Below are 13,620 nucleotides of genomic sequence, written 5' to 3' on the forward strand. Positions count from 1 at the left end.
CCCGATGACCACGATCCCCACCGGCGCCGCCGCCGCGGGGCAGGCGGCCGCCGCCGGCTCGACGGCCGCGACGAGCTCAAACAAGAGCTCGATCGACTCCGGCGCCTTCCTCAAGCTGCTCGTCGCGCAGCTGAAGTACCAGGACCCGAGCAAGCCGGTCGACAGCTCCGCCTTCATGGCCCAGACCGCGCAGATGCAGATGGTCGAGAGCATGAACCAGCTCGTGTCCCAGAACGCCGCCATGATCGGCGGCCAGAACAGCCTGAGCGCCCTCGCCCTCGTCGGCAAGGACGTCAGCTGGACCGTCGACGGCGTCACCAAGTCCGGTGTGGTGCAGGCCGTCAAGCTCGACTCCACCGGACCGCTCCTCGTCGTCGGCAGCGCCGAGGTCCCCCTCTCCGTCGTCTCCCGCGTCAGCCAGCACGGCACGGCCTGAGCCGCGCCGCCCCGACCTCGCACCACCGACCCCGAAGGACCCCCACCATGCTCCGTTCGCTCTTCTCCGCCGTCACCGGCATGCGCAGCCACCAGACCGCGATGGACGTCATCGGCAACAACATCGCCAACGTCAACACCGCGGGCTTCAAGTCCAGCCAGACGCAGTTCCAGGACACCCTCAGCCAGGCGCTGCGCGCCGGCGGTGGCGGCGTCAACCCGGCCCAGGTCGGCCTCGGCGTCCAGGTCGCGGGTGTCGCGACGAACTTCAGCCAGGGCAGCGCCCAGACGACCAACCGCCCGAGCGACCTGATGATCTCCGGCGACGGGTTCTTCATCGTCCAGCAGGCCGGCTCGCAGGTGTACACCCGCTCCGGCGGTTTCTCGCTCGACGACCAGGGCAACCTCACCTCGCCCAACGGCGGTGTCGTGCAGGGCTGGCTGGCGGTCGACGGCCAGATCAACACCGGCACCTCGATGACCGGCCTGCGCGTGCCGACCGGCCTCATCATGGCGCCGACCCCGACGCAGGCGGTCGACGCGGGCGGCAACCTCTCCGCCGACGCCGCGGTCGGCGCGACGGTCGTCAACGGCATCGACGTCTTCGACCAGACCGGCCGCAGCATCCCGGTCACGCTGACCTACACCAAGACCGGCACGGACACCTGGTCCGCCGTCGCCACGGTGACCAACTCGGCCGGCAGCACCGCGACCGTCGGGTCGGCCAACCTCGCGTGGGACTCCACGACGATGTCCTTCACGCCCGAGACCGTGACGATGACCAACGGGGCGCTCGCCTCCGCGGGCTTCGTCTTCGCCGGCGACGTCGCGGTCAACCTCGCCGGCGACGGCACGCCGCTCACGCAGTACGCCGGCGCCAGCACGGCGACCCTGCGGGGCCAGGACGGCTCCTCGGCCGGCCAGCTGCAGAGCTGGGGCGTCGGCGCCGACGGCGTCATCACCGGCTCGTTCTCCAACGGCCGCACCCAGTCCCTCGGCATGGTCGCCCTCGCGTACTTCGGCAACCCCGAGGGCCTCGAGAAGGCCGGCGACACCTCCTACCGCGTCTCCGCCGCCTCCGGCCAGCCGGCCATCGGTGTGCCGGGATCGGGCGGGCGCGGGTCCATCGCGGCCGGCCGCCTCGAGATGAGCAACGTCGACCTCGCGCAGGAGTTCACCAACCTCGTGATGATCCAGCGCGGCTTCCAGGCCAACTCCCGCGTCGTCAGCGCCTCCGACGAGATCCTCCAGGACCTCGTCAACCTCAAGCGCTGAGCCGGAGCCGGTCGATGACCGACGGTCCCTCGGCGGGCCCGCCCCCCTCGGGGGCGGGCCCGCTGGCGTGCCCGTCGGGCGACGGCACGCACGACCCCTCGCACGACCCCGCGGACGGCCCGCTCGCCCCCGCGATCCCCCTCGTCGGTACCCGCCCGGACCTCAAGTCCTGGGCCCGGCTGCCGATGGGAACCCCGACGCGCCACGGACGGCGCATCCAGCACACCCAGGACGGACCCGGCCCCATGATCATCCTCACCCGCCGCAACGGCACGCGCTTCGGGATCAACCCCGACCTCGTCGAGCGCGTCGACGAGACCCCGGACACCATCGTCCTGCTCGTCACCGGCTCGCGCTACGTCGTGCAGGAGACCCTCGACGAGGTCGTCTCGATCATGCGCGAGTCGCGCGCCTCGGTCCTGCACGCCGCCGAGGAGTCCGGCACCGGCCAGCCCGGGTCCCGTCCCGGCGCCGGCCGCGTGGCCCTCCGTGCCGTCCGCGGCCTGGAGGACTGAGCCATGGAGCTCGCGACCATCGGTGGGATCGTCCTCGTCTTCGTGGCGGTCATCGTCTCGCTGATCATGGAGGGCGCCTCGCCCACCTCGATCATCCTCATCCCGCCGATCATCCTCGTCTTCCTCGGCAGCATCGGCGCCGCCGTCGCCGGTGGCTTCCTCTCCGACGTCTCCTCGATCCTCAAGCAGACGGTCAAGGCCTTCACGACCTCCGCCCCGAAGAGCGCCGACGCCGTGACCGAGCTCATCGGCCTCGCCGACATCGCCCGACGCGAGGGCCTGCTCGCCCTCGAGGAGAAGGCCCGCAGCGCCGAGGACCCGTTCCTGCGCGAGGGCCTGGAGATGACGGTCGACGGCACCGACGCCGACGAGATCTACGACGTCCTCGCCGCCCGCATCAAGACGCGCAAGAAGGCCGACCAGCTCGGCATCAAGTTCTTCGCCGACATGGGCGGGTACGCGCCGACCATCGGCATCATCGGCACCGTCATCGGCCTCATCCACGTCCTGAGCAACCTCGACGCCCCCGAGGAGCTCGGCCAACTCATCGCCGGCGCCTTCGTCGCGACGCTCTGGGGCGTCATGACGGCGAACGTCATGTGGCTGCCGCTCTCGAGCAAGCTCAAGCGGATCAGCGAGGCCGAGGCCCTGCACCTCGAGATGGTGCTCGAGGGCATCATGTCGATCCAGGCCGGCACGAGCCCGCGCGTCGTCGAGAAGCGGCTGCGCGCCGTCATCGCCGGTGACGCCCCGCTCCAGGACGCGGCGTGAGCGGCCCCGGGCCCGGCGGCAAGCGTCGCAAGGGCCACGAGGAGGAGCACGAGGGCGGTCACGAGAACGCCGAGCGCTGGCTCCTCAGCTACGCCGACATGATCACGCTGCTCATGGCGCTGTTCATCGTCCTCTTCGCGATCAGCCAGGTCGACCAGCAGAAGCTCCTCCAGCTCTCCTCGGGCCTGCAGGAGTCCTTCGGCGCCCCGCAGATCACGAACCACACCAACGGCGTCCTCGACGGCACCTCGGTCGACTCGGCCATCCAGGCGATCGCGCCGATCGCGCCGCAGGTGACGAACGACATCGCGTCGGCCCCCGGCAAGTCGCAGACCTGCGTGCCGGTCGACGAGAAGGCCAAGCAGGCCTCCCGCGACCAGCTGACCGCGGTCCGGCAGAAGATCACCAAGGCGCTCGCTGCCCAGGGGATGGCCAACGCCGCGCACTTCGAGGTGCGTGACGACGGGCTCGTCGTCGACATCGTCTCCGACCGGGTGCTCTTCGACCCGGGCCAGGCGACGCTGCGCGACGGCGGGCGCAAGGTCCTCACCGCGATGGCCCCGACGCTGCGCCAGCTGTCGAACACGATGACCATCGAGGGCCACACCGACGACGTGCCGGTCGCGAGCTTCTACCGCTCCAACTGGGAGCTGTCCACCTCCCGCGCGACGACGGTGCTCGAGTACCTCATCGCCTCCGGCGTCCGCGGCAAGCAGCTCTCCGCCGCCGGGTACGCCGACCAGCGCCCGCTCGCGAGCAACACGACCGACGCCGGCCGGGCCCGCAACCGCCGGGTCGCCGTCGTGGTCCACGCCGCGACGACCGGCGCCACCTCCTCCACCTCGACCAGCGCCACCGCCACCTCAGGAGGCTCCCGATGAGCACCGCCACCGTCCCCGCCGCCGCGGCCGCCGCCGCCGCGCCGGAGAAGAAGAAGCCGATGATGCTCATCGCCGTCGTCGTGGCCCTCGTCATGGCCGGCGCCGGGTACTGGTTCTTCCTCAAGCCCTCGTCGGCCGAGGGGGCCGAGGCGCCCAAGCCCGAGCCGACCCCCGGCGTCGTCGTCGACCTCGACCCCCTGACCCTCAACCTCGCCGACGGCCGCTACCTCAAGATGGGCCTCTCGCTCGAGGTCACCGAGGAGGCCCAGGCCGCCGCCGGCAAGGAGGGCGTCAACGGTGCCAAGGCGCGCGACGCCGCCATCACCATCCTCGGCCAGCGCACCTACGAGCAGATGCTGCAGCCGAAGACCAAGGAGGCGGCCATCAAGACGCTCGAGAAGGAGATCAAGAAGCGTTACGACGGCGACGTGATGGACGTCTACGTGACGGAGCTGGTCATGCAGTGACCCTGCACTGACCCTCGGCCTTCGGGCCGGCACGGACAGGGAGCCGGCCCGCAGCCACCCGGTCGGGGGACGCCGCCCACTCGGGCGCTCGTCCCCCACCGGGTCGGCCGAACGGCCCTTGCTGCCCCCGTGCGACACGAACCGCTCAGGTCCCCCCGGTGGGTGCCGATGGGCAGGCCGTGAGTGTGGAGCCACAGACGTACGACTTCCGGAGCCCGGACCGTCTCTCGCGACAGCGTGAGCAGGCGCTCCAGGTCGTCGTCGAGACCTGGGCGCGGCGCGTCTCCACCGTGCTGTCGACCGCCCTGCACACGATCGTGCCCGCGAAGGTGGTCGCGCTCGGCCAGTGCACCTACGGCGAGTACCTCGAGTCGATGGCCCGCCCCAGCGTGCTCGGCGCGCTCGCGGTCGAGAACCTCCCCGGCGGCGGCCACCTCCAGCTCTCGCTCGGTGACGCCATGGGCTTCGTCGACCGCATGCTCGGCGGCTCCGGCACCGGCGCGCAGCCCGAGCGGCCCCTCACGGAGATCGAGTCCGGTGTGGCCGAGCTGCTCCTGGCCCAGATGGTCGGCGAGCTGCCCTTCTCGTTCACCGTCATCGGCGACCTGCCCGTCGCGATGACCGGCCTGGAGTCGACGGTGCGCTTCCACCAGGTCGCCCGCACCACCGATCCCGTCGTCACGGTCGAGCTCGAGCTGCTCGTCTTCGAGCGGCCGGTCCCGCTGACCGTCGCGGTCACCCTCGCCACGCTCACCCCGCTGCTCACGTCCCTCGACAAGATGGCCGACGACGACGGCGCGGGGGAGCGGGCCGCGCAGGTCCGCCGCGTCGTGACCGACCGCCTCGGCCAGGTCGAGGTCGACCTCGCCGTCTCCTTCCGCGAGGTCACGCTGACCTCCGCCGAGGTCTTCGCCCTCTCCGTCGGCGACGTCGTCCCCCTGCGCCACCGCACCGCGGAGCCGCTCCTCGTGTCCGCCGGTGGCACCCGCGTCGCCCGCGCGACGCCCGGCAGCCACGGCCGCCGCCTCGCCGTCCAGATCGTCCCCTGACCCCCGACCCGACCGGAGACCCGCCATGAGCATCGCCGACACCCAGGACCCGTTCGCCGTCACCGGTGAGGAGGCGCCCGCCCCGACGACCGAGGCCGCGCCCGCGCTGCCGCCGCTCGGTGGGGCCGTGCCCGCCGCCGCGCCGGCCGCGCCCGCCGCGGTCGACCCCCGCCGCCTGCACCTGCTGCGCGAGGTGGAGCTCGGCATCAGCGTCGAGCTCGGCCGCAGCCGGATGACGGTGCGCGAGGTGCTCGGCCTGGCTCCGGGCGCCGTCGTCGAGCTCGACCGCCCGGCCGGCAGCCCGGTCGACGTCCTCGTCAACGGCACCCTCATGGCGCGCGGCGAGGTCGTCGTCGTCGACGACGAGTACGCCGTCCGCGTCACCGAGATCGTCAGCGCCGACCCGGCCCTGGGGCTCGGCGCCTGATGGACGGATCCGTCGTGCTCGTCGTGCTGCGGCTGCTCGTCTCCCTCGGCGTCGTCCTCACCCTCCTCGTGCTGCTCGCCCGCTGGGCGCGCAAGCGCGGGCTCGGGGGTGCGGTCGGCTCGCGTGCCGGGGTGCAGGTCGAGGTGCTGTCGCGGCGCGCGCTGGGCCGCGGGTCCGCCCTCCACGTCGTGCGCGTCGGCGAGCAGGTGCTCGTCCTCGGCGTCACCGACCAGCACGTCTCGCTCCTGCGCGAGCTCGACCCGCAGGTCCTCGAGGTCGTCGAGCCGGAGCAGGAGGCTCCCGTGGTCACCGCCCCGACGGTCGCCATCGCGCCCGCCGCCGCGCCGGACTTCGCCGCCGCGCTGCGGGCGCAGGCCGACGAAACCGGCCTCGACCTCGGTCCCGCAGCCACCGTGCCGGTCGCCGTCGCCTCCGTCGCTCCCGCTGCTCCGGTCACCCGCGGCGGTCGCCACGCCGCGGCGCGCCGCCCCGTCCTGCCCCGCCCCGCCGCCCCCGCGGCCGGTGGCGCCCCGGTGCCGACCGGCTGGCCGTGGAACGCCGCGAGCCTCGTCGTCGGCGCGATCAAGGGGAGTCGTGCCTAGTCCCCTCGCCCTCCTGCGGCGGGTGCGCCCGCTGCTCGTGACCGGCCTCGTGCTGTTCACGGCGTTCGGCCCCGGCGCCGCCCTCGCGTCGGCCGCGCCGAGCCCGAGCCCGTCGCCCACCCCCGGTGGGGTGTCGGTGACGCTCGACGGCGGCGCGACCCAGCCGAGCCAGACGGTGACGATCATCGTCCTGCTCACCGTGCTGTCGCTGGCGCCGGCGCTGCTCATCCTCACGACCGCCTTCACCAAGGTGATCGTCGTGCTGTCGCTGACCCGCAACGCGCTCGGCACCCAGACCATCCCGCCGAACCAGGTCTTGGTCGGCCTCGCGCTCTTCCTCAGCCTCTTCATCATGGCGCCGGTCCTGTCGCAGATGAACGACCAGGGCATCCAGCCCTACATGAAGGGCGACATCACCCAGTCGCAGGCGATCGAGCGCACCGTCAAGCCGCTCCGGACGTTCATGGGCGAGCAGACCCGCCCGGCCGAGCTCGCGACGATGGTCAAGCTGAGCGGTGAGGAGAAGCCCGCGACGGTCGACGACGTGCCGCTGACGACGCTCGTGCCGGCCTTCGTCCTCTCGGAGCTGAAGTCCGCGTTCATCATCGGCTTCGTCATCTTCGTGCCGTTCCTCGTCATCGACGTCGTCGTCAGCTCCGTGCTCATGTCGATGGGCATGATGATGCTGCCGCCCGCGCTCATCTCGCTGCCCTTCAAGCTCCTGCTCTTCGTCATGGTCGACGGCTGGGGCCTCATCGTCACCGCCCTCGTCCAGAGCTACCGGTGAGGGGGAGGACGTGACCGACGCCGACATCGTCCACATCGGGGTGCAGGCCATGATCGTCAGCGCGAAGCTGGCGATGCCCGTGCTGCTCACCGCCCTGGCCATCGGCTTCGTCATCTCGCTCTTCCAGGCGGTCACGCAGGTGCAGGAGGTGACGCTCAGCTTCGTGCCGAAGCTCCTCGGCGTCGCGCTCGTCCTCGTCGTCGCCGGCCACTGGATGCTCCAGGAGGCGGTGTCCTTCACCCGCGCCATGTTCGACCTCCTGCCGCAGCTGCTCACCTGATGACGATCGCGTTCGCCGCCGACTCGCTCGTCACGCTGCTGCTCGCGACGACGCGGCTCTCGGTGTTCTTCCTCCTCGCCCCGCCGTTCAGCAGCAAGGCCGTTCCGGCGCGCGTCAAGGCCGGTCTGGCCGTGGCGCTCTCGCTCGCGGTGCTCCCGGCCATCCGTGGGCAGGCGACGCCGGCGCTCGAGCTCTTCCCGCTGCTCGGCGCGGCCCTCTACCAGGCGGTCGTCGGCGCGGCGATGGGCTTCGTCGTCCTGCTGGCCTTCGCGGTCGTGCAGGCCGCCGGCGAGCTGCTCGACCTCGCGAGCGGCTTCACGCTCGCCTCGCTCTACGACCCGATGTCGAACGCGACGAGCAGCATCTTCGGGCGCATCCACCAGCTGCTCGCGATCACCCTGCTCTTCGCGACCGGCGGGCACCTCTTCCTCGTGCGCGGGCTCATCTCGACCTTCACGGTCCTTCCGCTGCACCCGATGGCCCTCGGCGACCTCGCCCGGCTCGTCACCGACGGGATCGGCACCTTCCTCGGTGGGGCGCTGCAGGTGGCGGCGCCGGTGCTCGTCGTGCTCTTCCTCTCGGAGATCGCGCTCGGCCTGGTGTCGCGGGCCGTCCCGACGCTCAACATCTTCGCGATCAGCTTCCCCGTGAAGATCATCCTCGTCATCTCCTTCGCGGGGATGGCCTTCGCGCTGCTGCCCGGGGTCGTCAGCGAGCTGCTCGACCAGACCGGACGCGACATGACGTCGGTGGCGCGGATGCTCGGGGCGGGTGGGTGAGCCGGTGAGCGACAAGTCGCAGAAGACCGAGAAGCCCACCCCGCAGCGGCTCAAGAAGGCGCGCCGCGACGGGCAGGTCGCCCGCACCGCCGAGCTCAGCGCGTGGGCGGCCGTCATGCTCGCGTCCGTCGTCCTGCCGCACCTCGTCTCCGGGCTGTCCGAGCTGTTCGTCGGCACCCTCCAGGGGCTGCGCGAGGTCATCCTCGACCCGCAGCCCGAGCGCGGCGTGACCGTGATGCGGCAGACGGGGATCGACGCCGTCAAGGTGCTCGCGCCGTTCCTCGGCGTCATGGTCGTGGCCGCGCTGGCCAGCAGCGCGGCGCAGGGCGGCATCCGCGTCTACCCCGGCAAGTTCAAGCCCAACTTCGGTGTGCTCAACCCGGCCAAGGGGCTCAAGCAGCTCGTCTCCGCGCACGCCGCGTGGACCCTCGGCAAGACCCTGCTGAAGTTCGTCATCTTCGGGTGGGTCGGGTACACCGAGCTGCGCGACGTCGCGATCCTCATGACGACGCACGGCTCGTGGTCACTCGGGGCTGCGGCGTCCGCGGCGGTCGGGGCCGTGACGCACGTGCTCCGGCTCGTCGCCGGCGTCGGGCTCGTGCTCGCCGCAGCGGACTTCGTCATGGAGAAGCGGCGCATCGGCTCGCAGCTGAAGATGAGCCAGGACGAGATCAGGCGCGAGCACAAGCAGTCCGAGGGCGACCCGCTGCTCAAGGGCATGATCCGCGGCAAGCAGCGCGAGATGAGCCGCAACCGGATGCTCTCCAACCTCGCCTCGGCCGACGTCGTGCTCGTCAACCCGACGCACGTCGCGGTCGCGCTCAAGTACGAGATGGGCCTCGGCGCACCGCGGGTCGTCGCGCGCGGCGCCGGTGCGGCGGCGGCCCGCATCCGCGAGGAGGCGGCCGAGCTGCGGCTGCCGATGGTCGAGGACGTGCCGCTCGCGCGCACCGTCTACCGGATGTGCGACGTCGGCGACGAGATCCCGCCGGAGCTCTTCGATGCCGTCGCGGGCGTGTTCGTCTTCGTCCTCGGGCTCAAGCGCCGCGGCGTGACGAGCGGCTTCCACCGCAGCCCGTACGCGGGCACCGACCGGGCGGGGGTCGCCGCGTGAGCTCCGCGACCACCCCGACCGTCTACACCCCTCAGGTCACGTCCCCGCCTGCCGATGGGAGTCCCGAGATGACTGCCACCACCCGCTCCCGTCGCCACCGCGAGGTCCGATGAAGAACGCACGGCTGAGCCAGATCGGCATCCCGGCGGCCGTCGTCGGCGTCGTCGTCATGATGGTCGTGCCGGTGCCGAGCATGCTGCTCGACCTGCTGCTGGCCCTCAACCTCACGATCTCGGTGCTCGTCCTGCTCGTGGCCCTGCGCGTGACGCGGCCGCTGGACTTCGCGGTCTTCCCGTCGCTGCTGCTCGTCGCGACGCTCTTCCGGCTGGCGCTCAACATCAGCGCGACCCGCCTCGTGCTCGTCGACGGGTTCGCCGGCAAGGTCATCGAGGCGTTCGGTCACTTCGTCGTCGGCAGCTCGCTCGTCGTCGGCCTCGTCATCTTCCTCATCCTCGTCGTCATCCAGTTCGTCGTCATCACCAACGGTGCGGGGCGCGTGGCCGAGGTGGCCGCCCGCTTCACCCTCGACGCGATGCCCGGCAAGCAGATGGCCATCGACGCCGACCTCAACTCGGGCCTCATCGACGAGGACGAGGCGCGGCGCCGCCGCAAGGAGGTCTCGGGCGAGGCGGACTTCTACGGCGCGATGGACGGTGCCTCGAAGTTCGTCAAGGGCGACGCGATCGCCGCCATCGTCATCACGCTCGTCAACCTCATCGGCGGCCTCGTCATCGGCGTCGTCCAGAACGGCCAGGCCGTCGGGGACGCGATCCAGACCTACAGCCTCCTGTCGGTCGGCGACGGCCTCGTCTCGCAGATCCCGGCCCTGCTGCTGTCGATGTCGACCGGCATCATCGTCACCCGCGCCTCGACCGAGCGCGACATGGGCGGCGACATCATCCACCAGTTCGGCCAGCAGCGCGGCGCCATCCAGATCGCCGGCGTCGTCATCATGGCGCTGGCGCTCGTGCCGGCCCTGCCGAAGCTGCCGTTCATCCTCATCGGCGGCGGCGCGGTGCTCCTGGCCCGCGCGATGCCGAAGCTCGAGGAGCGCGAGGAGGCCCGCCGCGCCGAGGAGGCCGCCGCCGAGCGCGAGGCCCTGCCGTCTCCCGACAGCCCGCAGGTCCTCGCCCACGACATCCGCGTCGAGCCGCTCGAGCTCGAGCTGGCCTTCGACCTCATCGGCCTCGTCGACGCCGACAACGGCGGCGACCTGCTCGGTCGGGTCAAGGCGCTGCGCCGCAAGCTCGCGATGGAGCTCGGCGTCGTCATCCCGCTCGTGCGCACCCGCGACAACCTCGACCTGCCCTCGCACACCTACGCGATCCGCGTCCACGGTGTCGAGGTCGCCCGCGGCGAGGCGCCCGCCGGGCACGTGCTCGTCATCGGCGACGCCATCGCGCACCTCGAGGGCATCCCGACCCGCGAGCCGGTGTTCGGCCTCGAGGCCAAGTGGGTCGCCGCGCACCTGCGCGGACGCGCCGAGGCCCTCGACGGCACGGTCGTCGACCGCTCGTCGGTCATCACCACCCACCTCGCCGAGACCGTCCGCCGGCACGCTGCGGACCTGCTGGGCCGCGAGGACGTCAAGCTGCTCGTCGACGCCGTGCGCTCCACGCACCCGCAGGTCATCGAGGAGCTCACCCCCAACCCGCTCGCGCTCGGCGAGATCCAACGCGTCCTCAAGGGACTGCTCGTCGAGGGCGTCGGCATCCGCGACCTCGTCCGGATCTTCGAGGCGATCTCGCTGCGGGCCCGGGTCACCACCGACCCCGACCAGCTCGTCGAGGCAGCGCGCCTGGCGCTCGGCCCGGCCATCGCGGCGTCGCACGCCTCCAACGGCGACCTCCACGTGCTCACCTTCGAGCCGCGGCTGGAGCAGAAGCTGCTCGAGTCGCTGCGCTCCGGTGACGGCGGCCCCCAGCTGCTGCTCGACCCGTACTTCGCCGACCGGCTGGCCACCGAGGCCGCCCGCGTCTCACGCACGGTCGAGGAGGGCGGTGTGCAGCCGGTGCTCGTGTGCGCGCAGCCGCTGCGGCGGGCGGTGCGCCGGCTCGTCGAGGGCGCGGCCCCGCAGCTGCCGGTGCTGGCGTACCAGGAGCTCGGTGGCCACCTGCGCCTGACCACGGCCGGCGTCGTCGACGTCGCCGCCGCCGACGCGCTCGGCACGGCGGGGGTCTGACATGGGCCGCACGAAGTCCGGGGGAGAGGCGAAGGCCAAGCCGGCCAAGGCGCACTCGCCGGAGCGCTTCGCGTTCGGCGCGCTCTTCGGCGTCGCGCTGTTCGTCCCCGCGGGGATGCTCGTCTACGCCGGCAACCTCTCGATCGACCAGGCCGTGTACCGCTTCGGCCTCGCGTGGCTCGTCGCGGTCGTCGGCGTCGGCATCGTCGCCTCCACGCTCCACAACCCGGTCGTCCGCACGCCCGCTGCGGCTCCCGTGCCGGTCGCCGCGCCGGCTGAGCAGCCTCCGGTCGACGAGACGATGGCTTTCCCCACGACCGACCCCGCGGACCCGCAGGCCGGCTGACCGCCCGCCGGTTCGAGGTGAAACCCGACCACGTCAGGGTCGGCTTTCACCTCGACCGCGTGCGGTGCTCCGACCACCGTCCCGCACTGCTCGGAAGCCGCACGGTGGGTGCCCGAGTGGCCGATAGAGTGTGGGGCCGTCGGCCTCTGCGCCGGCCCGCTGGCGTGGCGCAATCGGTAGCGCACCTGTCTTGTAAACAGGGGGTTGGGGGTTCGAGTCCCCCCGCCAGCTCCATCGCCCGGCCATTGCTTTCACCCCTCTGACCTGCGAAAATGTCGCTTGTCGACGCCTCGTCGATGCTGACATCGGGGGACATGGATGATCGCAGCTAGCCACAGATACAGCACATATGTAGCACGACCGCTGTCGGGAAACAGGTCACGATGAGCGGCGCGCGGCGGGCCCGACGCGGCTTCGGGTACCTCAGGAAGCTTCCTTCCGGTCGGTACCAGGCCAGCTACATGGCGCCCGACTTCCGGCGGCTCAAGGCGCCCGACACCTTCGCCTCGAAGGCCGACGCGGAGGCCTGGCTGGGGACCGAGCGCTACAAGATCATGCTCGGCGAGTGGGAGCGCCCGGAGCCGCCCCCGCGGAGGAGCGAGGCCTTCGCCGAGTTCGCGACGTCCTGGGTGGCGACCCGCGACCTCAAGCCGCGGACCCGTGAGGGGTACCTCCACCTCCTCGACACGTACCTCGTCCCGAGGCTGGGGCGAGAGCCAATCGCCGACATCACGCCGGCCATGGTGAGGAAATGGTGGACGTCGATGCCGCTGGATCGACCGACGTCGCGGGCGCGGGCGTACTCGCTCCTCAAGGCGATCATGAGCACCGCCGTGAGCGACGACCTCATCGCCGCCAACCCCTGCCGAATCCGCGGTGGTTCGAGCACGCCTCGGGAGCGCGAGATCCGGCCGGCGTCGATCGACGAGTTGCGGGTCATCGTCGAGAGCCTGCCCGAGCGGTACCGGGCACTGGTCCTCATTTGTGCGTGGTGTGCGCTGCGCCAAGGCGAGGTGCTCGAACTGCGGCGGTCGGACGTCGATCTTGCCCGTGGGACGATCCGCGTAGAGCGAGCTCTGACGTGGGTGCATGGCAAGCCGATCGTGGGGACGCCGAAGTCGGCCGCCGGCACGCGCACGGTCGCGGTGCCGCCCCACATCGAGCCAGCGCTCAGACACCACCTCGAGCAGCTCACCGCGCCCGGACCGAAGTCGCTCCTCTTCCCGAGCGCAGACAGCGACTCCCATCTTCAGCCGTCGACGTTCTACAAGTCCTGGCGAACGGCGCGCGAGTCCGCCGGTCGGTCGGATCTCCGACTGCACGACCTGCGTCACACGGGGGCGACGATGGCGGCAATGGCTGGTGCGACCTTGGCCGAGCTTCAGCAGCGGCTCGGCCACAGCAGCGTCAACGCAGCGCTGCGCTATCAGCACGCGGCGGCAGGACGCGACCGTCAGATCGCCGACGCACTCTCGGCGCTGGCGCGTGCCGCTGAGTCCGCCTCGGGCTGAGGCGAACTCAGCGAAAGTTCGGGATCCGCTGCAGCAGACGATCCACGTCCTCCGGGTCGAGCCGGATGATCCGCGGGCCGGCGCGGTAGGCGGTGAGCTCGCCGCACGAGATGCGTCGACGGAGCGTGCGGGTGCTGACGCCCGTGCGCTCCGCGGCCTCGGCAAGCGATTCGTACTGACGGCGAGTGGTCTGGGTCAT

At 71.7% G+C, this 13,620-nt stretch carries 17 protein-coding genes and 1 tRNA gene; 17 read left to right on the forward strand and 1 reads right to left on the reverse strand.

All coding sequences use genetic code 11. From position 1 onward, the window contains the following. The first annotated feature begins 4 nt into the window (after positions 1 to 4). The 17 genes from LG324_RS05180 to LG324_RS05260 all read left to right on the forward strand — a co-directional run bounded on the left by LG324_RS05180 (position 5) and on the right by LG324_RS05260 (position 13,421). Entirely contained in the window at positions 5 to 436 is a 432-nt protein-coding gene (locus LG324_RS05180) for a flagellar hook assembly protein FlgD (protein ID WP_030528540.1), read from the forward strand. 47 nt (positions 437 to 483) lie between these two features. Further along, positions 484 to 1,710 carry a flagellar hook protein FlgE gene (locus tag LG324_RS05185; RefSeq protein ID WP_404352305.1) on the forward strand — a complete coding sequence of 409 codons (1,227 nt, stop codon included), beginning with the start codon at positions 484 to 486 and terminating at the stop codon, positions 1,708 to 1,710. Between the two features lie 14 nt (positions 1,711 to 1,724). Further along, positions 1,725 to 2,225 (forward strand): flagellar FlbD family protein, encoded by a 501-nt coding sequence (locus LG324_RS05190; RefSeq protein WP_404352307.1) that lies wholly within the window; start codon positions 1,725 to 1,727, stop codon positions 2,223 to 2,225. Positions 2,226 to 2,228: 3 nt separating this feature from the next. Continuing rightward, positions 2,229 to 2,996, forward strand: coding sequence for a motility protein A (locus LG324_RS05195; RefSeq protein WP_404352308.1), 768 nt, complete (start codon positions 2,229 to 2,231; stop codon positions 2,994 to 2,996). After that, positions 2,993 to 3,877: a flagellar motor protein MotB gene (locus LG324_RS05200; protein WP_404352309.1), complete on the forward strand. Its 885-nt coding sequence runs from the start codon at positions 2,993 to 2,995 to the stop codon at positions 3,875 to 3,877. Before LG324_RS05195 ends, LG324_RS05200 begins: the two co-directional genes overlap by 4 nt. Then, on the forward strand, positions 3,874 to 4,344 hold the full coding sequence (gene fliL / locus LG324_RS05205; protein ID WP_030528545.1) for a flagellar basal body-associated protein FliL: 471 nt from the start codon (positions 3,874 to 3,876) through the stop codon (positions 4,342 to 4,344). Before LG324_RS05200 ends, fliL begins: the two co-directional genes overlap by 4 nt. Before the next feature lie 185 nt (positions 4,345 to 4,529). After that, a complete protein-coding gene (locus tag LG324_RS05210; RefSeq protein WP_404352310.1) occupies positions 4,530 to 5,393 on the forward strand; it encodes a flagellar motor switch protein FliM in 864 nt (287 codons plus the stop codon). Positions 5,394 to 5,418: 25 nt separating this feature from the next. Next, positions 5,419 to 5,820, forward strand: a complete 402-nt coding sequence (fliN, locus tag LG324_RS05215; RefSeq protein WP_404352311.1) for a flagellar motor switch protein FliN — start codon at positions 5,419 to 5,421, stop codon at positions 5,818 to 5,820. Continuing rightward, a complete protein-coding gene (locus LG324_RS05220) occupies positions 5,820 to 6,422 on the forward strand; it encodes a flagellar biosynthetic protein FliO (protein ID WP_404352312.1) in 603 nt (200 codons plus the stop codon). The genes fliN and LG324_RS05220 overlap by 1 nt, the downstream gene beginning before the upstream one ends. Then, positions 6,415 to 7,209 (forward strand): flagellar type III secretion system pore protein FliP, encoded by a 795-nt coding sequence (gene fliP / locus LG324_RS05225; RefSeq protein WP_051750524.1) that lies wholly within the window; start codon positions 6,415 to 6,417, stop codon positions 7,207 to 7,209. Before LG324_RS05220 ends, fliP begins: the two co-directional genes overlap by 8 nt. 10 nt (positions 7,210 to 7,219) lie before the next feature. After that, positions 7,220 to 7,489, forward strand: coding sequence for a flagellar biosynthesis protein FliQ (gene fliQ / locus LG324_RS05230; RefSeq protein WP_030528550.1), 270 nt, complete (start codon positions 7,220 to 7,222; stop codon positions 7,487 to 7,489). Then, a complete protein-coding gene (locus tag LG324_RS05235) occupies positions 7,489 to 8,268 on the forward strand; it encodes a flagellar biosynthetic protein FliR (protein WP_030528551.1) in 780 nt (259 codons plus the stop codon). Before fliQ ends, LG324_RS05235 begins: the two co-directional genes overlap by 1 nt. Positions 8,269 to 8,272: 4 nt before the next feature. After that, positions 8,273 to 9,382, forward strand: coding sequence for a flagellar biosynthesis protein FlhB (locus LG324_RS05240; protein ID WP_036830069.1), 1,110 nt, complete (start codon positions 8,273 to 8,275; stop codon positions 9,380 to 9,382). Between the two features lie 109 nt (positions 9,383 to 9,491). Continuing rightward, a complete protein-coding gene (gene flhA / locus LG324_RS05245; RefSeq protein ID WP_036830005.1) occupies positions 9,492 to 11,564 on the forward strand; it encodes a flagellar biosynthesis protein FlhA in 2,073 nt (690 codons plus the stop codon). Between the two features lies 1 nt (position 11,565). Further along, a complete protein-coding gene (locus tag LG324_RS05250) occupies positions 11,566 to 11,910 on the forward strand; it encodes a hypothetical protein (RefSeq protein ID WP_030528554.1) in 345 nt (114 codons plus the stop codon). Positions 11,911 to 12,068: 158 nt separating this feature from the next. Continuing rightward, positions 12,069 to 12,144 (forward strand) — tRNA-Thr (locus tag LG324_RS05255). Between the two features lie 227 nt (positions 12,145 to 12,371). After that, positions 12,372 to 13,421, forward strand: a complete 1,050-nt coding sequence (locus tag LG324_RS05260; protein ID WP_404352315.1) for a tyrosine-type recombinase/integrase — start codon at positions 12,372 to 12,374, stop codon at positions 13,419 to 13,421. A 7-nt stretch (positions 13,422 to 13,428) separates the two neighbouring features. Here the strand turns inward: LG324_RS05260 and LG324_RS05265 are convergent, their stop codons facing one another. Continuing rightward, positions 13,429 to 13,620 (reverse strand): helix-turn-helix transcriptional regulator, encoded by a 192-nt coding sequence (locus LG324_RS05265; protein ID WP_404352316.1) that lies wholly within the window; start codon positions 13,618 to 13,620, stop codon positions 13,429 to 13,431.

The organism is Phycicoccus jejuensis, assembly GCF_044797865.1.
GTDB classification, from domain to species: domain Bacteria; phylum Actinomycetota; class Actinomycetes; order Actinomycetales; family Dermatophilaceae; genus Phycicoccus; species Phycicoccus jejuensis.